The following is a 21,274-nucleotide window of genomic DNA, read 5'->3' on the forward strand; positions in this document are numbered from 1 at the left end:
TCGAATGATGGCTGGGATTATTCAGCCGTTTGATTTGAAATTTTTTTTCGTAAGTTCAACCAGTTATCGGTCAAGCCACACAAGGCCACGATCACCATCACATGCGGTATCATCACCAAGGTGAGATACAGAAACGGCACCATGAAACGGCTGCCCTTCATCGCCGCGAAGCAGGCATGCAGCGCGGCCGTACCGATAAAGGTATACAGCACGAACAGCACCAGCGTCATGTTCCAGCTGACTTCGGCCAACGCACCGGAGGATAAAGCCGCCACCGCAACCAACACGATGGTAGCCATCGCCAGTTTGGCGTGACCTTTCAACGCCAGGAACTCGATTCTAAAACCGCCCGGGTTATACAAAGCCGCCTGCCACCATCGCGCCAGAAACAAGCCGAACAACAAGCCGTAAACACTGCCGGCCGCAATCGCACCGGTCATGAAATGGGCAAAAGCTTGCGCCGATTGCTTGATTTGTTCGACAGGCACCTCGGTGCTGCCTTGCAGCATCGGCTGCATCATCACCGTCAACACGCCCGCCCAAACTTGCGCGGGCTGCGGCTGATACAGATAGAACCCCAATACGGCCACGACACCCAACAGCACGGCAATCTCGATCGCCACGCCCAATTGCCTGCCTTCGCGTAAAACAATCGAGATCAACCAGACCGGCGTCCACAGCACCAAGCCGTACAGCAAGGCAAACTGGTAACCGATACTTAGGAAGACGCTCAGTACCGCCGCCGCCACGCAGGCGCACACCAGCACATACAAGCCTTCCTTAGCGCCCCGCCGCAAGGTGATCAAAGCCACCGAGGCCGAACTTACGATACTGACCGGAGGAAACGCCAATGACAGCAACGCCAAGGCAGCCGCAACCGTCATGGCTTGCAATCTGCCCTTCATGATGTAGGCCGCCAAAAATTGCACGCCCGCTCTCCGGATAACCTAGTTTATTTGTGCGCGTCGCAGAACGGCAGCAGCGCCAGAAAACGCGCTTGCTTGATGGCCGAAGTCAGCTGTCTTTGATATTTCGCGCTGGTACCGGTGATACGGCTAGGAATGATTTTGCCGGTTTCGGTGATGTACTCGCTCAACAAATCCAGATCTTTATAATCGATCACGATTGCATCTTCACCGCTGAAGCGGCAGCCTTTTTTACGTCTGATATTGTTACGTGCCATGTTAATACTCTTGGTTCAATTTGGATTATTCGGAATCAGCTTCAACCGCGGGGCTTTCGACAGCTTCTACTTCTGTCTCTTCCTGCTCTTCCTCGACTTCTTCTTTCACGCGGCCGCCGGATTTCTGGCCGTCGTTGCCGCTGGTCGCAATCGCGGAAGGCGCGGTAACGGCTTCTTTTTGCAGCAGAGTTTGGCTGCGCAAAATCGCGTCGTTGAAGCGAAAACCCGCTTCCAATTCTTCAAGAGTAGCTTGATCGCATTCGATGTTCATCAACACATAATGTGCCTTGTGAATTTTTTTGATAGGGTACGCCAAGTGTCTGCGGCCCCAATCTTCCAGGCGGTGAATCTTGCCGGAAGCATCCTCGATAGTGGATTTATAACGTTCTATCATGGCAGGCACCTGAGCACTTTGATCAGGGTGTACCAAGAAGACGATTTCATAATGACGCATGATTTCTCCTTACGGTTTAAAAAGCTTCCCACCAATGGCGGTGGTGAAGCAAGGATTTGGGATGGAATACCCCAAAAACCGGCCATTATAAAATCCGGCAGGATTCTTGCAAAGCTATTTTTTCAAAGTTCGACGGCATCGAGCCGGCTTCAGCGCAATTGCCGCATTTAAATCGCCAGCCTCTCCATCAAATAACACAAACAATCCTGCCGAATGACTCGCTCATTCGGGGTCAGCATCGACGGCATGATCGAGCGGATAATCTGTAATTGCCCCTCTTGTAGCCGGAAAAATTGTTCGGTAATCGGCTTGCCGTCGCTATCCCTGGCAATCAACGGCATTTGCCCACTCTTGACCTCCCCCAGCACGGTGCCCGGCGTAATCTCGGTGAAATTCATCCTCTCCAAATCGTGGCTCAACAATAAATCGGCACTGTCATCGCTAAAACTGAAACTGGCTTGCTCGTTGACCGTCACCTGAGCCACGGTATGGTAAACATCCACATCCTGCCTGGCGACTGGCTGCAACGGGAATTCCTGCAAATGCAGACAACTATCGATGAACCGGAATGCGTGTTCGACACCCCGCGGCTGATCCGGCCGGCCGCATTCCAAAGTCACCGCCGGGCAAAATTCGGCAAAAGCACCGGATTGCACGCCCTTGGGATGAGTAAAATACACCAGCAAGCGGCCAAACAACGCCCCTAAATGCAAAAACGTTTCATCCAGTCTGTTGACGCAAGCGTAATGCGGATTCAGGCCGGTATTGTTATGCACATCGATACTGGCAAACACCCCGCGCCGGCGCATCACCCGGCAAATCCGCCGCGCCCAGGCGGTTTCCGCCGTTTCTTCAATCCTCGTACCGGGCCAAATACGATTGAAATCCGGTTGATGATCCAATCGCCGTAGATTGAAGCGCGCGGCCTGAGTATTACCGAAGAACAGCGTCAATCCCCGCGGCAGGGTTTGATCCCGATATTTCCGTAATAATTCCTGCAATGCCAAAAAGCCGGTAGGCTCATTGCCATGCAGCAGCACCGAGACGAACAGCGTTTCCGAGCGCTTGCCGGGCAAATGAAACAAGCTAGGTTCGGGAATCAGCCTGTACAGCTGTTCGACAGAAACATCCAACAGGCCGTCGGGCAGGCGGTCGAATTGTTTTAGTTCGCAGTTAGCGGGTAGAGTCGGCTGCATGTTTAATTAGGCAAATTGGCTTGCCTCCATTCTATCGATATTTTAACGCCTGAAAAAAATTAGGCTGAGTTGTTACGACAGCGAGAGCCCAACTTAAAGATCTGCTTGGACGCCGAGGCGTCATTATCATCTAACCTGACTTACGAGCCAGATGATAACCGATATTATGCAAAAGCCGTTTTTGTGCCCGCCATCGGACAGGCAGCCCAATTTTCACTTACAGGCTCCAACCCGCAACCGTCTCTCCCTGCCTCTGCCGCTGTAAATACAGCCGAGTCAAACCGCTAAAATCGCCCGGACATTGCTTGATATAGCGCCGCTGCCAGTGGCTGCCGGTTTGTTGGTTGGTGATGCGTTGGCGAATGATGCCCAGATAATCATCAATGTCGGAGGCGGCAATGCCCAGCGACTGTAAGCCCTGCTCGGCGCGGGACAGCAGTTCGTTTTGAATCAGAGTTGCCAAGCGCTGTTTACGCTCGCCGAACCAGATCACATGGCTATCCAAGCCATGGCGAGCGGCCTGATAAAAATTGTCCTTGGCCTGGGAAAATCCCAAATCAGCCTGACCCGCCGCGCGTTGGTCGGATAAATTTTTCACCAGGCCGTAAAAAAAAGCGGCATTGGCGATCATATCCAGTACGGTCGGCCCGGCCGCCGGCGTGCGATGTTCGATGCGTATATGCGGGGTGCCGTCGGCATCGAAACCGACCAAGGGCCGGTTCCAGCGCCAGATGGTGCCGTTATGCAAGCGCAGATGGGAAAAACGCTCCGCCTCGTCATCAAACGTCTCCGGCAACAACACCGGAAAATGCCGCAGGTTTTCCTGAAAACATTCCAATATCGAATCCCGCGCAAAATCCGAACCGAAGCTGACCCGATGCAACGGCCCTTCCGTCGCGCCGCGATAGCCGCCGGCGGCGATAGCCTGCTCGAACATCGGGATACGGGTTTCCATCCAAAGGTCCTTGCCGAACAAATACGGTGCATTGGCGCACACCGCGACCATCGGCGCCGAGGCAATGATGGCCGCGTTATACACATGATGAGCCACGCTCAACGGGCACTGGATATGCAGCTGAAACGAAGTGGTGGCGGCCTCCAGCATCACATCGTGATGTTGGACTTTCAAATGCTCATGCCCGCAAATATCCAACAGGATCGGCTTGTCTCGGGCTTTCAACAACTGCCGATTCAAGGCCCGGTAACGATTCATGTCGGACATATTCGCCAGGTTCAACTCCCGCTGTTGCAGGGTCGGCAAGGTGCCTATCATCAACAGGTTTACATCCATTTGCCGGGCATGCCGATCGGCTTGCCGCCAGGTATCGGCCAGATTGTCATGCAACAGCCGGAAGGCGCCACCGGTAATAGCCACCGGCAGAGTGTTCAGTTCGACATTGAATTTGGCCAGCTCCGCCCCGGCCATTGGATGATTGAAGGAGCGCAAAAAGTCGGCGTTGAGTGGTGCGGGCCGCATATCGTCATGCAGCAACCAGGCTTCGATTTCGAATCCCGCGACCGGCGGCGCCTCCGAACAAATTCGGTCTTGGATAAAACGGCCGAGCAATTCGGTTTCGGCGGCCAAGCGTCGGTAAAAATACTGGAAGTCGGCATCTTGGTACGCCGAGGCGTGAATTTCCTGACCCATGTCGATAACCATCCACCATCCGACCGGAAAGCTTCAGATAGTAAGTGCGTTAGCGGCAACAGGTCAATCGTTGAAACATACTGCGGGAGGAACTTTAGCCTCGGCTGATTAAATCACGGCTAAAGCCTTTCCTACATCGTCAGGCAAAAAGACTCAACAAACCATTACTGGCAACCGCCCTACCCGCTTCGATTTCATCGACAATATCCTGGGCTTCGTTGACCGCACCATTGCCAAGACCATCGGCATCGGCGCTACGATTACGACCCTGCTCGCTAGCCATTTGAAAGAACTCGCGCGCGGGCTGGCGTTGATCGGACTGCTGTTGCGACACATTGACATCCGCCAGGTTTAACTGTTGACCATTCAACATTTCCCGCAATTTGGGGATAGCGGCCTCAATGGCTTCCTTGACCGCCACATTCTGGGCGGTGAAGGCGATACTGGCCTGATCATGGCTGACGTCAACCTTGATCAAGACCGGACCCAAATGCTCCGGATTCAAGCGCAATTCGACCGATGGTATCGATTGCTTATGCATCCAGATCAATTTTTCGCCCAACTCCTTATTCCAAGCCGGATCGCCAAAAGACTTGGCCATCTGGGGCTGAGCCGATGCCGACTCCCCGCGCACCGCGGTATTTAATTTGGCAATATCGGCCGCCGCGCCGGGTAAAGTCTTACTGAATTCCGCACCGTCGACTTGACTGTCAAGCTGGCTACCCAGTTGCCGACCCAGCGGATTTTCGCCCTTAAAATCCAGATTGGATTTATCCGACTGCGACTTGCCCTCCGCGCCTTCCCTAGCCAACATTGCACTGATGCTACGATCAAAGTCCAGAGCCGGATCAGCCGGTTCCGCGGCACTCGCATCGGCCGGACTATTTTTTAACCTAGTTTCCTGGCTCAGGATCTGCGCCGGTTTTTTGGCGTCCGCCAAAATCCCTGATAATTCGGCATCATCGGCAAGCTGATCGGCCAATTCATCCAACTCGGGTTGCGGCACGCTCACCGGCACCGGAACGGCGCTATTCATCATCGCAGCCCGATCCAGGGCGGCTTGCTCGGCATCCGACAGCGACGTCTGCTGAGTGTCGGTTTCCAATCCGACACTCGCTGCCGGCAAGGCCTGCGTATCGGCTTCCAATTGCTGCAATTGCTGCAACACATCAGCCAGGGTCTGCAGAGTGTCTTCGAGATCGATGTCCTGATTGATTTTGCTTCCGACCGGCAAGTCTTTACCGAACAAGGCGGCAAAATCTTGCAATCCCTGTCTGGCATCGCCGCCGGCCGCCGTTTCGGCCCAATTTTGAATCGCCGCCAAATCCGGACCTCCGGTGTTGGCGCCGCTAGCCAGATTACCTTGCAATAGGCCCAATTGTTCCATCAGGGCCGAAGTAAATCCGGCCTGATCGCCGTTAACGCCCCCCTGCTGAAGATTGCCCAGATTTTCCGATCCGGACAATAAGGACAACAAATTCGCACCTTGGACATTCATGACATTTCTCCCACACTTTTGCTTAACTTAAGCACTATTAATGCCATCTTTTCTACCCGTTCTGGCGGCCCTGGCATCTTGTTCATTTTGCTCACGCTTGTTTTCTACTTTTTGTTCCTCGGCCACCGCCAATTCGCTCAGTTTTTCCAAACTTTTGGTCCGCTGGTGACGCTCTTCCCAGGTGCCGCGGGCGCGTTGAAAATCACGTTCATGCTGGATCACGGCCTGCCGCTGACCTTCGATGGCTTTATCCAGCTTGTCGGCAAAGGCCCTAAATTCCAGCAACTGACTCACGTTCATGCCGATCTGCTGCCGCTCCGCTAGCTTGACCTGGTATTCATGCCGATAGGTCTGCAAGTGTTCCAACTGGGTTTGTTGTTCCTGCAATTGTTGCTGGCAACGCCCCATAATTTGCAACGCCTCTTTTTCCTGACTGACATGCAAATCGACGATAGTTTGCAAACGTTCCGATCGTTTCATCAGCTTGCCAGCAATTGCGACAATTCTTCAAGGCTACGGCTCATATCGACGGCCTCATCCATGTTCTGCTGCAAAAACTCCAATATGGCCGGATTTTTGGCGATAGCCTTATCGATACGCGGATCGGAGCCGGACCTATAGGCACCAACACTGATCAAATCCTTGTTTTGTTGATAGGTCGAATACAAACGCCTTAACTCCCGCGCCATCTGCAAATGCTGTTCGTCGACAATATCCGGCATCACCCGGCTGATCGAGGCTTCGATATCGATGGCCGGATAATGGCCGGATTCGGCCAGACTTCTGGACAACACCACATGCCCGTCCAACACTCCGCGCGCCGCGTCGGCGATCGGGTCGTTGGTGTCGTCGCCCTCGGCCAACACGGTATAAAAGGCGGTGATCGACCCGCCTTCAACATCGCCGTTACCGGCCCGTTCCACCAGTTGCGGCAGTTTGGCGAACACCGACGGCGGGTAACCCTTGGTAGCCGGCGGTTCGTCGATGGCCAAGGCAATTTCCCGATAAGCCTGGGCATAACGGGTCAAGGAGTCCATCAGCAACAACACATCCAAGCCCTGGTCACGAAAATATTCGGCAATACTGGTGGCACGCAAGGCACCATGCACTCGCATCAAGGGCGAATCGTCGGCCGGCGAAGCCACGACTACCGCCCGTTTCAAGCCTTCTTCACCCAAAATTTTCAATACAAATTCATTGACCTCCCGGCCCCGCTCGCCAATCAGACCAACCACGACGATGTCGGCATTGGTGAATTTAGTCATCATGCCCAGCAGTACGCTTTTGCCGACGCCGGTGCCGGCGAACAATCCCATCCGCTGGCCACGTCCGACACTGAGCACGGCATTGATGGCTCTGACACCAACATCCAGCGCTTCCCTGATCGGTTTGCGCGACAGAGGATTGATGGTGACGCCGGCCAGCGAGACTTTGGCGTCGGTTTCCAACGGCCCCTTATTATCCAGCGGATTACCCGCGCCATCCAGCACGCGGCCCAACAAGCCAAAGCCTACATTGGCCAAGCTGTTTTTGCCCATTGGGATCACTCGGCAACCCGGATCCAGGCCGTGGGTGTCGCCGGTCGGCATCAGAAACAAACGCCCACCGGAAAAACCAACCACCTCGGCTCCTATGCTTTTACCGCTACTGGTAACGACCTGACACAAGGAGCCGATTGCCGCCCGACAGCCTTCCGCTTCCAGGGTCAAACCCACCATGCGCGACAACTTGCCTTCGACCACCAGTTCCGGCACGTCCTTCAGTCTTTGCCGGTACGGTTTCAGCCGATCCAGCCAAATAGCACTCCGGTTGACCGACGGTATCATCGTGCCGCGTCCTGTTGCCGCTCGCCACCCAACACCGTGGCAATCACCGAAGCCAGCCTTTTTTCCAGCGAGGCGTCGACGGTGGATATTTCGGTTTCGACGGTACAGCCGCCACGGGTAACCAAGGGATTATCCTGCAATTTCCACGGCGGCGGGTTTTCATCCAGTTTCAAAACCGATCGCACCAATTCCGCATCCTCGGGATGTAGGCTTAACGTGATGTGCTGCGAAGCGAGCGGCAATACATTTACCGCCTCGCGGATAACGCCAACGATTTGACCGGGATCGAGTTTTATTTCGCGGCGGATGATTTGGCTGGCAATCGCAATCACCAATTTGACCAGTTCATTTTCGACTTCGTCATCCAGGCTCTTGAAGGGTTCGGCCAGCGCACCCAGCAAGCTGCTCAATTCCGACACCTGTTTCTGCAACAAATGCTGGCTTTCCGCGTAGCCTTTTTTCGTGCCGGCCTCCAGCCCCTGCTTCTCGCCTTGCTCAAATCCCTGTTTATGGCCTTGTTCGAAACCCTGTTGCCTGCCCAGTTCAAAGGCTTCGTCGTAGGCCTGTTTCTGCATGGCTTCGATTTGCTCGACGGTCAACACCTGCGTCGCCTGAGCCACTTCGACATTTTCCGAACGCGGCGCGCCGAAATTCTCCAGATCGGTCCAGGTATTCAAGGCCTCCAGTTCGGCCTGAGAGAACTTGGAAACTTTAGACGAACTCATCGCCACCGCCACCGCCCAGCGCTATTTCACCGGAATCGGACAACCGTTTGGCAATCGCCAAAATATCCTTCTGCGCCGCTTCGACTTCGCTGAGACGCGCGGGCGGCGCCGCTTCCAGATCGTCGCGCAACATTTCGGCGGCACGTCTTGACATATTGGCGAAGATTTTGTCGCGCAAGCCCGTCTCGACTCCTCGCATCGCCAACAGCAACTGGTCGGTCGACACCTCTCGCAACAATGTCTGGATGCCGCGATCGTCGACATTGATCAGATCGGCGAACACAAACATCTTGTCTTGAATACGTTGCGCCAGATCCGAATTGTTCTCGTTGACGTCCTGCATCATCGGTTCGCTGATCGCGCTCTCGATGAAGTTGAGGATGTTGGCCGCCGCTTCGATACCTCCGATTTGCGAGGATTTGACCCCATCGCTGCCGGTAAGCTGTTTTTCCATGATGTCGTCCAGCTCGCGCAACGCGGCCGGCTGCACACCTTCCAGCGTGGCAATCCGCATCAGAATGTCCGAACGCATGTTTTGCGGCAACAGCGTCAATACATCGGCGGCCTGGTCCGGATCCAGCAAGGACAGGATGATGGAAATGATTTGCGGATGTTCGATCCGGATCAGATCGGCAATGGACCGGGTATCCATCCATTTCAACTGATCGATACCCTTGCTGTTGGCGCCCAACAGAATCCGGTCGATGATGCTGCCGGCCTTGTCCGCGCCCAGCGCATTGGTCAGCATGTTGCGGATATACTCGTCGGAATCCAGCCCCAGACCGGTTTCGTTTTTGATCTCGATGATAAACTCTTCCAACACTTCATCCACCATCGACGATGAAATTGGCCCAAGTTGCGCCATGGTCGATCCGACCAGTTGCACTTCCTTGGGCCCCATGTGCTTCAACACGCTCGCGGCTCTATCCTGACCCACCGCCAATAACAGCAATGACGCCCGTTGGGAATGGGATAAATGTTTACTTTCTTCAGCCATCGTCTTTCAACCAAGTTTTAATGACTTGCGCGACCAGTTTAGGGTCTTCGTCTATCAGTTTTTGCACGTATTCCAGCCGTTTATCGTAACTTTGCGGCGCTTCCAGCAGCAACAAATCCTCGGCGCCGGCGGAAATACCCATAACCTCGCCGGTTTCCTCGTCCACCCTGACCGCCACCGGTTTACCGTTTTCATCGAAACGCACCACCCCGCCCATGGCTTCGGCGGCCTGCCTGGCTTCTTCCAGCGCCTTGAGTTGCTCCTCTTTTTCATCCTTGCCAATCAAGGTCGCAAATACCGGCCGTAATACCTTGAAGATTATCAACAACAGCACCGCCGCCGCCACCAGCAATTTCATGACATCCAGGAACCAGGCCCTTTCCCAGAGTGGCTCGGACACGTCTTCCAGAATTTCGGGTGCCTTGAAGGCGACATTGGTAACGGTAACCTGGTCGCCTCGGCTACTATCGTAGCCCACGGCTTGTTTAACCAAGTCGCGCAGCTGATTCAGATCCTCTTGCGAATAGGGTTGTTGAGTTAGGGCGCCATCCAGATTGATGCGTTTGTCGTCAACCACCACCGCCACCGACAATCTACGCAACGCACCGGCCGCCAATCGAGTATGGGTGATGGTTTTGTCCAGCTCGTAGTTACGGGTTGCGCTTTTGCTGCTGGAACCGGATTCGGCATTTGCCTGTTTTTCCTGTCCACTGGCCACTTCCGGCGCCACGCCGGTGGGCGGCGGCTGATTGGACAATGCACCGGGCACGCCCTGAACCTTGGATTGAGAATTTAGGTCTTCCTGGGTTTGCTCGCTACGCAAGGCCGGCAGGTCCGGATTGAACATCTCCTGGGTTTTTTCGGTGACGGTAAAATCGACATCGGCCGAAATTTGCGCCCGCATGCCGTCATTGCCGACCAGCGGCGCCAGAATATTTTCGATGCGTCCGCGCAGGTGCTCCTCGATATTGGTTTTGTATTCAAATTGCTTGGAGGTCAAGGAAATATCTTCCGACGTTCCCTTGCTATTCAGCAACCGGCCTTTTTGATCGACCACGGTCACCTGACTGGCTTCCATCAACGGCACGCTGGAAGCGACCAAATGGATAATCGATTCAATTTGCTCTTTTTCCAGCGAGCGACCTTGATACAACTCGACCACCACCGAGGCGCTGGGCTTTTTGCGTTCGCGCACAAATACCGACTGCACCGGTAGTGCCAGCAACACTCTGGCGGATTTGACGTTTTGGATGGTTTGGATGGTCAAGGCGATTTCGCCTTCCAGCGCCCGCTGGAAACGCATCATTTCGACGTTTTTGCTGGAACCGAAACCGTTATCCTTATCCAATAATTCATAGCCCAAGCTGGTACTGCGCGGTAACCCTTGCGCGGCCAGTTTCAACTTTAATTCACGCACGTCGGTTGCGGGCACCATGATCGCACCCGAGCTGGGTTCGACTTTATATTCCATCCCCAACTTATCCAGTGCTTCGATGATTTCCGCCGAATCCTTTTCGGCAATGCCGGAAAACAGCAAGTCATAGCTGGGAGCTTGCGCCCACAGCACCACGGCCAGTCCGATCGCAATACTCACAGCCAAGGCCAATATCAGGCCGATTTGGCGGGCAGCGGATAATTTCATCAGGTTCTTGAAAACCGGATGTTGATTATCGCCCGACCCAGACTGTTGCGGCTGTGCTTCGACGGGAAAATTATTGTTGGCTTCGCTCATGGCTTAAAAGTATAGCGCTCTACATGGGCATACTCATAACATCCTTGTAGGCATCCACCAGTTTATTTCGCACCTGTACCATGGCTTGAAAGGAAACACTGGCTTTTTGCGAGGCAATCATCACCTCGGCCAGGCTGACATCCGACCGGCCGGTTTCAAAGGCCGTGGCTAATTCAGTGGATGTCTTCTGCGCTTGATTGACCGCTTCGATGGATTGTTTCAGCATCGCGGAAAAATCGCCGGAATCGTTTTTTACTTCAGACTTGCTACCGGCATCGATAGACATGGCCCGCATCTGGGCCAGCACTTGATTGACATTGATATCTGACATAATTGTGACTCTTGCTAGGATATTTTCTATTAACTAGCATTTTCCAAGCCATTTTTAACAAGGCACCGAGACGCCGGCCTCTTTCATCCGGGCGATCTTATAGCGCAAGGTACGCGGACTGATACCCAGCTTTTCCGCGGTAGCCTTGCGGTTACCGCGAGCCTCGTTCAAGATTTGTAGGATGATTTTTTCCTCGGCCGAGCGTACCCCCTCGCCCAGGCTTTGCAGCTCGGCCGATTCGTCAACAGGATCGGCGGCATTGGCCACCGCCGGCACGACAATAGGTTGCCGACTAGGATGCCAATGGCTGATTGAACCCATATCATCGTCCTCGAACAGCAAGTCATCGGCCGTGATACAGCCGCCGCCTTGCAAAATCAATGCGCGCTGAACCACGTTTTCCAACTCCCTGACATTGCCCGGCCAATGGTAAGCCTGCAATTTGGCCGCCGCCACCGGATCAAAACGGAAAGCGCCCCTGGCATGGGGACTGTGTTTCATCAGTAATTCACCCGCCAACGGCAAAATATCGCCGACACGCTCGCGCAGGGGCGGAATCCTTATCGGAAAAACATTCAACCTGAAATACAAATCTTCCCGAAAACGACCTTGCCGCATATAGTCTTTTAATTTGCGGTTAGTGGTCGCCAAAATTCTGACGTTCAACGCAATTTTGCGCTGACTGCCGAGCCGCTCCACTTCTTTTTCCTGCAATACCCGCAGCAACTTGGCCTGCAGCCCCAAATCCATTTCAGAAATTTCATCCAGCAATAAAGTACCGCCTTGGGCTTGCTCGAACTTGCCGGGCATGGATTGGCTGGCGCCGGTAAAGGCTCCCTTTTCATAGCCAAACAACATGGCTTCCAGCATGTTTTCCGGAATGGCCGCGCAATTAATGGCCTCGAACGGGCCGGCGTGATAATGGGAATTGCGGTGAATATAACGCGCCAGCACTTCCTTGCCGGTACCGCTTTCGCCTTCGAGCAGCATCGTGACACTGGTTTTGGCGACCTTGTCCACCAGACCGTAAAGCTTTTTCATATTCGCATCGGTCACTATCCGTTCCGGCTCGGGCGGCGGCTCGATTACGATCAGGTTTGCAACCTTGTTGACCAGGGTTTTGGCTTCGAACGGTTTGATCAGATAATCGGCCGCGCCGGCTTGCATGGCTTCAACCGCCCGTGGAATCGTGCCGTAAGCCGTCATCAACAGCACCGGCAACTGTTCGAATTTTTTCCGTAAATTCTGTAACAACTGGATGCCGTCCATCAGCGGCATTTGCACATCGCTGACCACCAAGCCCACGGCATGTTTATGCAAATGGCTAAGCGCCTCGATACCGTTTTTAGCCGAAATCACCCGGTACCCTTCGATTTCCAGGGTATCGCACAGCGCTTCGCACAAGGAGGCGTCGTCTTCGACGATTAGCACGTCATACTGCTTCATAGCCTACCTCGCTTGACTGACGGTCCAAACCAGCCGAAGACAAGCCCAACTCGGGCTGAATCAGCGGCAGGGACACGGTAAATACGCTACCTTGCTCCAATTCGGACTGACAGCTAACCGATCCGCCATGAGCCTTAACCACGCTGTCCACCACGGCCAAACCCAAGCCGGTACCGTGAGTTTTCGTGGTATAAAAGGGTTCGAAGAGCAACTTCTGCCCCGCGTTGTCGATTCCCGATCCATTATCCCGGATCCTGATCTCGATATTCCGGCCAGTTTGCGCCGCAATCAGACTGATAACGTTGGCGCCGGCTTCGACCGCGTTATTCAGCAGATTCAACAAGGCTCCGCCCAAGGCATCTTCATTTCCAAATAACCTAGCTTCGGATAATTGGTTATCCAGTAAAAATACGCCGGGAAATTCATCCATCCGTTCCCCTATGCGCTCCAGCATCCGGCTCAAGGCAAAACCTTGCTTGGCAAGGCGCCCTTGTTTGGCAAAAATCAGCATGTCATTGACCTGACGCTCCAGATAGTGCAACCGCTCCAATATTTTTTCCGCAAACTGCTGGCGCTTTTCTTGCGGCAGCTTAGGCTGGGTCAGTTGCGACGCATATAAAATAGCGGTTGCCAACGGCGTTCTGATTTGATGCGCCAAACCCGCGACCATCTCACCCATGGCCGACAAATGCTTTTGTTGCGCCAGAGTATCCTGCAAGGCATGCAATTCGCTGACATCCGATAACAGAATTATCTGTTCGGCATCGTTGCCGAGCTGATTAAGGCTGATATTAACTATGCGGCCATTTTGAAGCCGACACTCATGCGGCGAATCGGGAACCGGCAACAGGCTGCGTTCCACAACGGTTTGCCATGGCTGCCCCAATAGAGGCTCGCCCAAAAAAGTGATCGCGCGGTTATTGCAATCGATGATCCGCCCTTCAGCATTCAAAACCAGGACAGCCGCCGGCAATGCCGCCAGAATTTGTTGCAAGCGGCTAGCGAGCGTTTCTTTTTCGATCAAGGTGGCTAGGCGTTCGCCGCGAGCAGCCGCTAACTGCCGATTGAGATTGGCAACCTGTTCCTGCAAACCTTGATAGGACAGCGCCAGGTTTTCGGAAAGCTGATTGAAAACCCGAAAGGCATCGGTTAAACGTTCGGCTTTTTGTTGCTGTTGCTGAGAGGCTATATTCATGACTATTCAGGCTTTTGACTGTAATTAGTCAAAAGCAACATTCAAGCCAGGATTTTATAAGCTTATTTACAAAGACTTAGGATGAATTAGACGGATTTTTGACGCGCCAATTAAGCCACATCGGTTTTGCGTAATTTTTCCACCAACGTGGTGCGCCGCATATTTAGCAATTTAGCGGCATGTGCCACGACCCCGTTACACTCTTCCAACGCCTGCCGAATCAGTTCATTCTCCAAATCGGTCAGATATTCCTTTAGATCTATCCCTTGTTCGGGTAATTGAATCGCCGTGCCCCGCGGAACCGGTACCGATTCTTCGCTCGCTCTGCGCTCCTGTGGCATGTCTTGGCTAACCGGGGCTTCAAGTTCCACCCAATCCAATTTGACACCCGACGGTACTTCATAGGCTTGAAATTTTTCCGGCAGGTCCGCGGCATCGACCAAGCCGCCCGGGAAGATAATCGCCAGGCGCTCAATCAAATTGGAAAGCTCTCGCACATTACCGGGCCATTTGTGCTGCATCAGCAGTGCAATCGCATTGCGCGTCAACCTGATTGAGCCCCGATTGGCCGCCTCCATCCGCCCGACCAGATCATTGACCAGATAAGGTATATCCTCGGCCCTATCGCGCAGGGCCGGCACTTCGATCGGAAAAACATTCAACCGGTAAAATAAGTCCTCCCGGAAACGCTTTTCATCGATCTCCCGTTCCAGATGCCTATGGGTGGCGGCAATGATTCGCACATCGCATTGTATGGTTTTATTGCTGCCCACGCGCTCGAAGGTGCGCTCTTGCAACACCCGTAACAGCTTGACCTGCATCGGCATCGGCATATCGCCGATCTCGTCCAGAAACAGGGTGCCGCCTTCGGCTAGCTCGAAACGGCCCTGGCGGGAAGTCAAGGCTCCGGTAAACGCGCCTTTTTCGTGGCCGAACAATTCGCTTTCCAATAATTCGCCGGGAATGGCGCCACAATTGACCGGCACGAAGGGTTTGTCTTTACGCATCGAGGCTCGATGCAAGGCTTGAGCCACCACCTCTTTACCGGTTCCGGATTCGCCCAGTATCAACACGGTCGCGTCCGACTTGGCTACCTGATCGATCAAACTACGGGTTTTTTCAATGGCCTTGCTGCGGCCGGCCAAGCCCTTGAGCGCCAGATTTTTTTTCCGCGCATCCCGCCGTTGCGGCAAGTTGTTCAACAATTCCGTCAGCACGGGATAGACGGTCGGCCATTCCAGCACGCCGGTGACCATTTGCTGAATGGCGCTGGAAACTGGCTGGGCATCTTTTTCCACCAGCAGAAATACGGGCAAATCGGCCGTTCTTTCGGTAACGGTTCTTAATAATGCCGCCTGTTTCTCGTCGGGCGCCCCGACAAACACCACGTCCACCGCATCCAGTTCTTGCAAGGCCGCTTCACAGTCATTGCTACCAACCGTGGACAACCCATATTCCAGAAATGCGACGACGGTCTCGACTTGCTGGACTCTGATTACATTGTCGTCAATTAACAAAATGTCTGGCAATACCATGCGGGTAATCTCTAATTAGGACAGTACGGAGCGATACGCGGTTGGAAACTTTTCAAGTTAAGCATTGAATCCATCGAATGTCAAAACAGCCTCCAATTCAATTCATTGGATAACAAACCTCATGTTGTTTTCAGAAAAATTCGGCTCCACGCCAAACTTAATAAAGCCTTAACGACTTGACAAAACTTCGCCAGCATAGAAACTAGCGAGATGTTTCGCAATCTTGAGCCACTTCGTTGAACGACATTCCTTTAAGTATATTGCTCGGTATACTGGCCCTTTTATTACTCCTATCCGCTTTTTTCTCCGGTTCCGAAACCGCCTTGATGACACTCAACCGTTATCGGTTACAACATTTGGTCAAACAGAAACACCGCGGCGCCATCAAAGCCCACCAACTGCTAAAAAGACCCGACCGTTTAATCGGTCTGATATTGCTGGGCAACAATTTCGTCAATATTCTGGCCTCGGCCATTGCCACCCTGATTGCCATTCGCGTCGGCGGTGATGAAGCCATTGCCCCCGCCACGGCGCTACTGACCATCGCCGTTTTAATTTTCTCCGAAGTCACCCCCAAAACCCTGGCCGCATTGAGGCCCGAGACCCTAGCGTTTATTTCGGCCTGGATTTACACACCCTTGTTGAAAGTTTTTTACCCTATCGTCTGGATTGTGAATGCGGCATCCAATGTGCTATTACTCATCGTCGGCGTTAATCCCAAAAAAGCCAAGAAGGATGCCCTGGATAAAGATGAATTAAAAAGTATCGTCTCGGACACCGATCACCTGTTGCCGGCCCGCTATCAAAACATGCTGTTAAGCATACTGGACCTGGAATCGGCTAGCGTTGAGGACATCATGACCCAGCGCAAGGAAATCGTCGGCATCGACTTGGAAGACTCGATGGAAGATATTATCGAGCAGTTACGCAACAGTCCGCACACTCGATTACCGGTCTATAAAAAGAACATCGACCGCGTCATCGGCTTTTTGCATATCCGTAACGTTTTATCCAGAATCACGCACGCCGACTTCGACAAACAGATCATCACCGACAGTTTGGTCAAACCCTTCTTTATCCCGGCCAGTACCTCGATACACAAGCAAATGCAGATTTTTAAGACCGAAAAATTGCGCATCGGTTTAGTGGTGGACGAATACGGGGATGTACAAGGTTTGGTGACACTGGACGACTTATTACAGGAAATCGTCGGCGAATTGGTCGCCGAGGAACCGGACATCAAAGTCCAAAAAGACGGCAGTTACTTGGTCGACGCCGGCGTGACCGTGCGGGAATTGAATCGCGTCACCCACTGGGATTTACCCACGGAAGGCCCCAAAACCCTGAATGGCTTGATCATCGAATACATGGAAACCATCCCGGAACCCGGCACCAGTATCAAACTGCATGGACACATCCTGGAAATACTCCAACGCGACGATAATACGGTGAAATTTGTGCGCTTCCACCCCCAGATAGAACTCCAATAGCCCAACACCGTTAGTTTGCCCATCCTTTGTTTTGATCTAATATCGCCCGACACTCAATTCAAAATCAAGGGATTGTCTCCGGTAAATACCCGCTCGGCCTAACATTCCCGAACAGATATTCCGTTTGAAAGTTCAGGCATGACGAATAACCTACTATTAAAGTAAACTATAGCCTTTAAAGAAGACTTGATGCCATGACTGCCACTGAAAACGTACATCCACACGAAATCCACAAATTCGGCTCGCAAGCCGAACGCTGGTGGGATCCAAACGGCGAGTTCAAAACCCTGCACGACGTCAACCCATTGCGCCTGGAATTCATCCGACGATATGCCGACTTGCAGAACAAGCGCGTGGTCGACATCGGTTGCGGCGGCGGGATTTTGACCGAAGGCTTGGCTAAATGCGGCGCCGATGCGCTGGGCATCGATCTCAGCGAAGAGTTGATCGACATTGCCGACCTGCATGGCCTGGAAACCGGCATCGCCGCGCATTACCAAAAAATCAGCGCGGAAACCTTGGCGGAACAACAACCGGCAAGTTTCGACCATGTCACCTGCATGGAAATGCTGGAGCACGTACCCGATCCGGCATCGATCATCCGATCTTGCGCCACACTGGTAAAACCCGGCGGCATGGTGTTTTTTTCCACCCTGAATCGTGTACCCAAAGCCTATCTGCTGGCTATTTTAGCCGCCGAACATTTATTGAAAATGGTTCCGAAAGGCACGCACGAATACAAAACCTTCATCAAGCCTTCCGAGCTAAGCCAGTCGGCCCGCAATGCCGGCCTAGAATTACAAGCCATGACCGGTATTCAATACAACCCGTTCAGCAAGCGCTTTAGCCTGGGCCAGGACATCGATGTCAATTACATCGCCGCTTTCAAGCGCCCCGAATAATCAATGACCTGTTTCAAGCTTGATTGCGTGTTATTCGATCTGGACGGCACCCTAGTGGATACCGCACCGGATTTGATCGCCTGTTTAAACCGGACCTTAACCGCGCATGGCTATGCCGCGGTAAATGAAGCCGAGGTTAAACCCTGTATTTCCCTGGGCGCATTGGCGATGATCAAACAGGCGGTGGCCGACGCCGATCAGGATCGGCAAAACCAACTACTGGAATTCATGCTGGATTGCTATCAAAACAATATTGCCGAGCATAGCCGGTTTTTTAGCGGTATCTACGAAACGCTGGAAACCATTGAAAGTCTGGGCTTGAAATGGGGCGTGGTCACCAACAAACGCGAACGCTTTACCCTGCCCTTGATGGATGCATTAAAACTGACCGAACGCGCGGCCTGCGTCATCAGTGGCGATACCACCGCCAACAGCAAACCGCACCCGGAACCCATGCTGGCGGCCTGTAGGCAAGCCGCGGTCAGGCCCGAAAACTGTGTCTACATCGGCGATGCCTCGCACGATATTGCCGCCGGCAAAAATGCCAACATGAAAACCCTGGCGGCCGTCTACGGTTATCTAAAAGACGGCGACCAGCCGGAAAACTGGGGCGCGGACGCTCTCATCGAGCACCCTCATCAACTGCAAAAATGGATACAGGCTACGCTATGTCATTGACCGATCAAGTTATTCTGATCACCGGAGCGGGCGGAGGACTCGGCGGCACCGCCGCGCTGGCGTTGGCCAAACGCGGCGCCAAACTGATTTTGCTGGATAAAAGCATCCCCAAGCTGGAAAAAATATACGACGCCATCGTTAATTGCGGCGGCACCGAACCCGTTATGTATCCCTTCGACTTGGCCGGCGCCAGCGAAGCCCAATACCAGGAAATGGCCGATGCCATCGGCCAACATTATGGCTCGCTGCAAGGCCTGTTGCATTCCGCCGTGGAATTCAGCGCTTATACGCCTCTGGCTATACATAAAACCCAGGATTGGGGCCACGCCTTAAACGTCAACTTGAATGCCCCGTTTTTATTGAGCCGGGTGCTACTGCCGTTGATGCAAAAAAGTCCGCATGCTTCGATTGTGTTTACCTCGGATTCCGCCGCGCGACAAGCCCAGGCTTATAGCGGCGCTTATGGCGTGTCTAAAATCGCGCTGGAGGGCTTTGCCAAGATTTTGGCCGAAGAACTGGAAGCCGGGCAAAAAATCCGAGTCAATACCCTGGTTCCAGGCCCGGTCGATTCGCCGCTACGCAAAAAAGCCTATCCGGCCGAAGACAAATCCAAACTGCCGCCAATGAGCAGCTTGGACCCGATTTACTGTTACTTATTTGACACGGCCAGCATCGGTATCACTGGTCAAATTATTGACGCACAGACTTTTACATTCGAATGACTATGGCAGAAAGAGAAGTAGTTACTTTAACCCGCGACGTCAACATGGTCACTATCCCCGACGGCTACCAAGGCACCTTGAACAAGGGTCAGGAAGTCACGATACACCAATCGCTGGGCAGCAATTACACCGTAATCACCGACTACGGCCATATGGTGCGCATTGCCGGCGTCGATGCCGATGCGCTGGGCAAGGAAGCGCATGAGTTGCATACCCTGGTCTCGGAAACCGACGCCAAAGCCGTGGAAAAAAACTGCTGGGAAGTCATGAAAACGGTTTATGACCCGGAAATTCCGGTGAATATCGTCGATCTGGGACTGGTATATGGCTGCGATGTCAGCGGCAACGCCCAAGGCGGAAACGACGTTCATATCAGAATGACGTTGACGGCTCCGGGTTGCGGCATGGGTCCCGTGATTCAAAGCGACGTGGAAAAATGCATCCGGGCCTTGCCGGGCGTCAGCTCGGTCAACGTCGAAGTGGTGCTGGACCCGCCCTGGTCCAGGGAAATGATGTCCGAAGTTGCGCAGGTGCAACTGGGTCTATTCTAAAATCCGCGCGGCAATTTTTTGCCACTCCCGGCAGCAAAAATAAATTAATAAATTGATTTATATAAAATAATTTAATCTGGCACAGCTATCGCTTGAACACGTTGAACCGTTGATTCGAGACCCGAGGAAGTGTCATGAAAGAAAAAGCAGCCGAACTAGCCGTTGTCAGCAATAAAAGTTTTGAAGCCTCGACAGCGGTTAACCTTCATCATTACGACATCAGCAGCGCCCTGCAAACCACGCTGGAATTCAACGAACTGATCTCGATATTCTGCAATAAAATCCAAGTTACCATTCCGCATAACAGCCTGGAATATGTCAACCCTGAATTCGATTTGGCGTTCAAGCGCGGCATCATCGGACGCCATTCCTGCAGCTATTCCCTGAAAGTCGAAGATCAACAGCTCGGCGAACTGAAATTGACACGCAGTCAACGTTTCGGCAAGGAAGAACTGAAGATGCTGGAAAGCCTGTTGTGCTGCCTGATTTATCCGCTGCGAAATGCCACCCTGTTCCATCAAGCCTTGCAAATGGCTTACACCGATCCGTTGACCCAAACCCATAACAGAACGGCGTTCAACGACACCTTAATGCGGGAAATGAAGCGCGCTAATCGCTGCGAACAGCATTTATCGCTGATCTTTGTCGACATCGACCACTTTAAATGGATTAACGATGAACACGGCCATGACTGCGGCGATCTAGCCCTGGCCTCGGTGGCCGGCTGGGTCAAAGACAGCGTGCGCGGAAGCGATATTGTATTTCGCTATGGCGGAGAGGAATTCGTGATTTTATTGATAGACACCAACCAGGAAGCCGCCGCCATCATTGCCGAACGGGTCCGCCTTGGCATCGAATCGCACACCATAGCTTACGGCATGGCCGTGCTGAATATCACCGCCAGCCTCGGCATCAGCACCTTAACAGGCAACGATACCATGGACAGCCTTATCAAGCGGGCGGATTCGGCCATGTACAAAGCCAAAAGCCTGGGCAGAAACCGGGTTTGTCTTGGCTAAATCCACTGCATAACGGTCCAACACCCTTCCTTTGACTGCCTGGCTGATCCATCAATGCTTGCCAGGCAGCCTAGCCTCAAGTCGCTTAGCCCGATTATCCGGCCAAACTTTCCGGGTGCGATTCAAACTGAGGCGGAATTCTTTTG

Annotated in this window: 21 protein-coding genes; 6 read left to right on the plus strand and 15 right to left on the minus strand. The window is 53.2% G+C overall.

The window, feature by feature from the left end; genetic code table 11:
* Nucleotides 1–17 precede the first annotated feature (17 nt).
* The 15 genes from IVG45_RS10890 to IVG45_RS10960 all read right to left on the minus strand — a co-directional run bounded on the left by IVG45_RS10890 (nt 18) and on the right by IVG45_RS10960 (nt 15,766).
* Nucleotides 18–929, minus strand: a complete 912-nt coding sequence (locus tag IVG45_RS10890; protein ID WP_196437825.1) for a hypothetical protein — start codon at nt 927–929, stop codon at nt 18–20.
* 23 nt (nt 930–952) lie between these two features.
* The gene (gene rpsR, locus IVG45_RS10895) at nt 953–1,183 is read right to left on the minus strand and encodes a 30S ribosomal protein S18 (RefSeq protein WP_013818223.1); all 231 of its coding nucleotides are present in this window, start codon (nt 1,181–1,183) and stop codon (nt 953–955) included.
* A 25-nt stretch (nt 1,184–1,208) separates the two neighbouring features.
* Complete coding sequence (gene rpsF, locus IVG45_RS10900; protein ID WP_196437826.1) at nt 1,209–1,637, minus strand: 30S ribosomal protein S6; 429 nt, start codon at nt 1,635–1,637, stop codon at nt 1,209–1,211.
* Nucleotides 1,638–1,804: 167 nt separating this feature from the next.
* Complete coding sequence (locus IVG45_RS10905; RefSeq protein ID WP_196437827.1) at nt 1,805–2,833, minus strand: M14 family metallopeptidase; 1,029 nt, start codon at nt 2,831–2,833, stop codon at nt 1,805–1,807.
* A 217-nt stretch (nt 2,834–3,050) separates the two neighbouring features.
* The gene (locus IVG45_RS10910) at nt 3,051–4,493 is read right to left on the minus strand and encodes a glutamate--cysteine ligase (protein ID WP_330165392.1); all 1,443 of its coding nucleotides are present in this window, start codon (nt 4,491–4,493) and stop codon (nt 3,051–3,053) included.
* Nucleotides 4,494–4,620: 127 nt separating this feature from the next.
* Nucleotides 4,621–5,979 carry a flagellar hook-length control protein FliK gene (locus IVG45_RS10915; RefSeq protein ID WP_196437828.1) on the minus strand — a complete coding sequence of 453 codons (1,359 nt, stop codon included), beginning with the start codon at nt 5,977–5,979 and terminating at the stop codon, nt 4,621–4,623.
* Nucleotides 5,980–6,006: 27 nt separating this feature from the next.
* Nucleotides 6,007–6,459: a flagellar export protein FliJ gene (gene fliJ / locus IVG45_RS10920; protein WP_196437829.1), complete on the minus strand. Its 453-nt coding sequence runs from the start codon at nt 6,457–6,459 to the stop codon at nt 6,007–6,009.
* Entirely contained in the window at nt 6,459–7,805 is a 1,347-nt protein-coding gene (gene fliI / locus IVG45_RS10925) for a flagellar protein export ATPase FliI (protein WP_196437830.1), read from the minus strand. Before fliI ends, fliJ begins: the two co-directional genes overlap by 1 nt.
* Entirely contained in the window at nt 7,802–8,530 is a 729-nt protein-coding gene (locus tag IVG45_RS10930) for a flagellar assembly protein FliH (RefSeq protein WP_196437831.1), read from the minus strand. The genes fliI and IVG45_RS10930 overlap by 4 nt, the downstream gene beginning before the upstream one ends.
* Nucleotides 8,517–9,527, minus strand: a complete 1,011-nt coding sequence (fliG, locus tag IVG45_RS10935; protein WP_196437832.1) for a flagellar motor switch protein FliG — start codon at nt 9,525–9,527, stop codon at nt 8,517–8,519. Before fliG ends, IVG45_RS10930 begins: the two co-directional genes overlap by 14 nt.
* Entirely contained in the window at nt 9,520–11,259 is a 1,740-nt protein-coding gene (gene fliF, locus IVG45_RS10940) for a flagellar basal-body MS-ring/collar protein FliF (protein WP_196437833.1), read from the minus strand. The genes fliG and fliF overlap by 8 nt, the downstream gene beginning before the upstream one ends.
* 19 nt (nt 11,260–11,278) lie before the next feature.
* Complete coding sequence (gene fliE / locus IVG45_RS10945; RefSeq protein ID WP_196437834.1) at nt 11,279–11,590, minus strand: flagellar hook-basal body complex protein FliE; 312 nt, start codon at nt 11,588–11,590, stop codon at nt 11,279–11,281.
* 54 nt (nt 11,591–11,644) lie between these two features.
* The gene (locus IVG45_RS10950; RefSeq protein ID WP_196437835.1) at nt 11,645–13,036 is read right to left on the minus strand and encodes a sigma-54-dependent transcriptional regulator; all 1,392 of its coding nucleotides are present in this window, start codon (nt 13,034–13,036) and stop codon (nt 11,645–11,647) included.
* Entirely contained in the window at nt 13,023–14,231 is a 1,209-nt protein-coding gene (locus IVG45_RS10955; protein WP_196437836.1) for a sensor histidine kinase, read from the minus strand. Before IVG45_RS10955 ends, IVG45_RS10950 begins: the two co-directional genes overlap by 14 nt.
* A gap of 110 nt (nt 14,232–14,341) precedes the next feature.
* Complete coding sequence (locus IVG45_RS10960) at nt 14,342–15,766, minus strand: sigma-54 dependent transcriptional regulator (protein ID WP_196437837.1); 1,425 nt, start codon at nt 15,764–15,766, stop codon at nt 14,342–14,344.
* Between the two features lie 236 nt (nt 15,767–16,002).
* Between IVG45_RS10960 and IVG45_RS10965 the strand changes: the two genes are divergently transcribed.
* The 6 genes from IVG45_RS10965 to IVG45_RS10990 all read left to right on the plus strand — a co-directional run bounded on the left by IVG45_RS10965 (nt 16,003) and on the right by IVG45_RS10990 (nt 21,128).
* Complete coding sequence (locus tag IVG45_RS10965) at nt 16,003–17,256, plus strand: HlyC/CorC family transporter (protein ID WP_196437838.1); 1,254 nt, start codon at nt 16,003–16,005, stop codon at nt 17,254–17,256.
* A gap of 194 nt (nt 17,257–17,450) precedes the next feature.
* Nucleotides 17,451–18,158: a bifunctional 2-polyprenyl-6-hydroxyphenol methylase/3-demethylubiquinol 3-O-methyltransferase UbiG gene (gene ubiG, locus IVG45_RS10970; RefSeq protein WP_196437839.1), complete on the plus strand. Its 708-nt coding sequence runs from the start codon at nt 17,451–17,453 to the stop codon at nt 18,156–18,158.
* Between the two features lie 3 nt (nt 18,159–18,161).
* A complete protein-coding gene (locus IVG45_RS10975) occupies nt 18,162–18,836 on the plus strand; it encodes an HAD family hydrolase (protein WP_196437840.1) in 675 nt (224 codons plus the stop codon).
* The gene (locus IVG45_RS10980; protein ID WP_196437841.1) at nt 18,827–19,558 is read left to right on the plus strand and encodes an SDR family NAD(P)-dependent oxidoreductase; all 732 of its coding nucleotides are present in this window, start codon (nt 18,827–18,829) and stop codon (nt 19,556–19,558) included. The genes IVG45_RS10975 and IVG45_RS10980 overlap by 10 nt, the downstream gene beginning before the upstream one ends.
* Nucleotides 19,559–19,560: 2 nt before the next feature.
* A complete protein-coding gene (gene sufT, locus IVG45_RS10985) occupies nt 19,561–20,109 on the plus strand; it encodes a putative Fe-S cluster assembly protein SufT (RefSeq protein WP_196437842.1) in 549 nt (182 codons plus the stop codon).
* 134 nt (nt 20,110–20,243) lie between these two features.
* Nucleotides 20,244–21,128 (plus strand): GGDEF domain-containing protein, encoded by an 885-nt coding sequence (locus tag IVG45_RS10990; RefSeq protein WP_196437843.1) that lies wholly within the window; start codon nt 20,244–20,246, stop codon nt 21,126–21,128.
* Nucleotides 21,129–21,274 lie beyond the last annotated feature (146 nt).

Origin of the sequence: Methylomonas sp. LL1 (assembly GCF_015711015.1) — a bacterium.
Lineage (GTDB): Bacteria > Pseudomonadota > Gammaproteobacteria > Methylococcales > Methylomonadaceae > Methylomonas.

Excerpts from the sequence above, each read along its gene's own strand:
- IVG45_RS10975 (WP_196437840.1), top strand. The coding sequence starts at position 18,162 with ATGACCTGTTTCAAGCTTGATTGCGTGTTATTCGATCTGGACGGCACC.
- IVG45_RS10905 (WP_196437827.1), bottom strand. The coding sequence starts at position 2,833 with ATGCAGCCGACTCTACCCGCTAACTGCGAACTAAAACAATTCGACCGC.
- IVG45_RS10930 (WP_196437831.1), bottom strand. The coding sequence starts at position 8,530 with ATGAGTTCGTCTAAAGTTTCCAAGTTCTCTCAGGCCGAACTGGAGGCC.
- rpsF (WP_196437826.1), bottom strand. The coding sequence starts at position 1,637 with ATGCGTCATTATGAAATCGTCTTCTTGGTACACCCTGATCAAAGTGCT.
- rpsR (WP_013818223.1), bottom strand. The coding sequence starts at position 1,183 with ATGGCACGTAACAATATCAGACGTAAAAAAGGCTGCCGCTTCAGCGGT.
- fliI (WP_196437830.1), bottom strand. The coding sequence starts at position 7,805 with ATGATACCGTCGGTCAACCGGAGTGCTATTTGGCTGGATCGGCTGAAA.
- IVG45_RS10980 (WP_196437841.1), top strand. The coding sequence starts at position 18,827 with ATGTCATTGACCGATCAAGTTATTCTGATCACCGGAGCGGGCGGAGGA.
- fliF (WP_196437833.1), bottom strand. The coding sequence starts at position 11,259 with ATGAGCGAAGCCAACAATAATTTTCCCGTCGAAGCACAGCCGCAACAG.
- IVG45_RS10950 (WP_196437835.1), bottom strand. The coding sequence starts at position 13,036 with ATGAAGCAGTATGACGTGCTAATCGTCGAAGACGACGCCTCCTTGTGC.
- IVG45_RS10915 (WP_196437828.1), bottom strand. The coding sequence starts at position 5,979 with ATGAATGTCCAAGGTGCGAATTTGTTGTCCTTATTGTCCGGATCGGAA.
- IVG45_RS10955 (WP_196437836.1), bottom strand. The coding sequence starts at position 14,231 with ATGAATATAGCCTCTCAGCAACAGCAACAAAAAGCCGAACGTTTAACC.
- IVG45_RS10910 (WP_330165392.1), bottom strand. The coding sequence starts at position 4,493 with ATGGTTATCGACATGGGTCAGGAAATTCACGCCTCGGCGTACCAAGAT.
- fliJ (WP_196437829.1), bottom strand. The coding sequence starts at position 6,459 with ATGAAACGATCGGAACGTTTGCAAACTATCGTCGATTTGCATGTCAGT.
- IVG45_RS10960 (WP_196437837.1), bottom strand. The coding sequence starts at position 15,766 with ATGGTATTGCCAGACATTTTGTTAATTGACGACAATGTAATCAGAGTC.
- ubiG (WP_196437839.1), top strand. The coding sequence starts at position 17,451 with ATGACTGCCACTGAAAACGTACATCCACACGAAATCCACAAATTCGGC.
- sufT (WP_196437842.1), top strand. The coding sequence starts at position 19,561 with ATGGCAGAAAGAGAAGTAGTTACTTTAACCCGCGACGTCAACATGGTC.
- fliE (WP_196437834.1), bottom strand. The coding sequence starts at position 11,590 with ATGTCAGATATCAATGTCAATCAAGTGCTGGCCCAGATGCGGGCCATG.
- fliG (WP_196437832.1), bottom strand. The coding sequence starts at position 9,527 with ATGGCTGAAGAAAGTAAACATTTATCCCATTCCCAACGGGCGTCATTG.
- IVG45_RS10990 (WP_196437843.1), top strand. The coding sequence starts at position 20,244 with ATGAAAGAAAAAGCAGCCGAACTAGCCGTTGTCAGCAATAAAAGTTTT.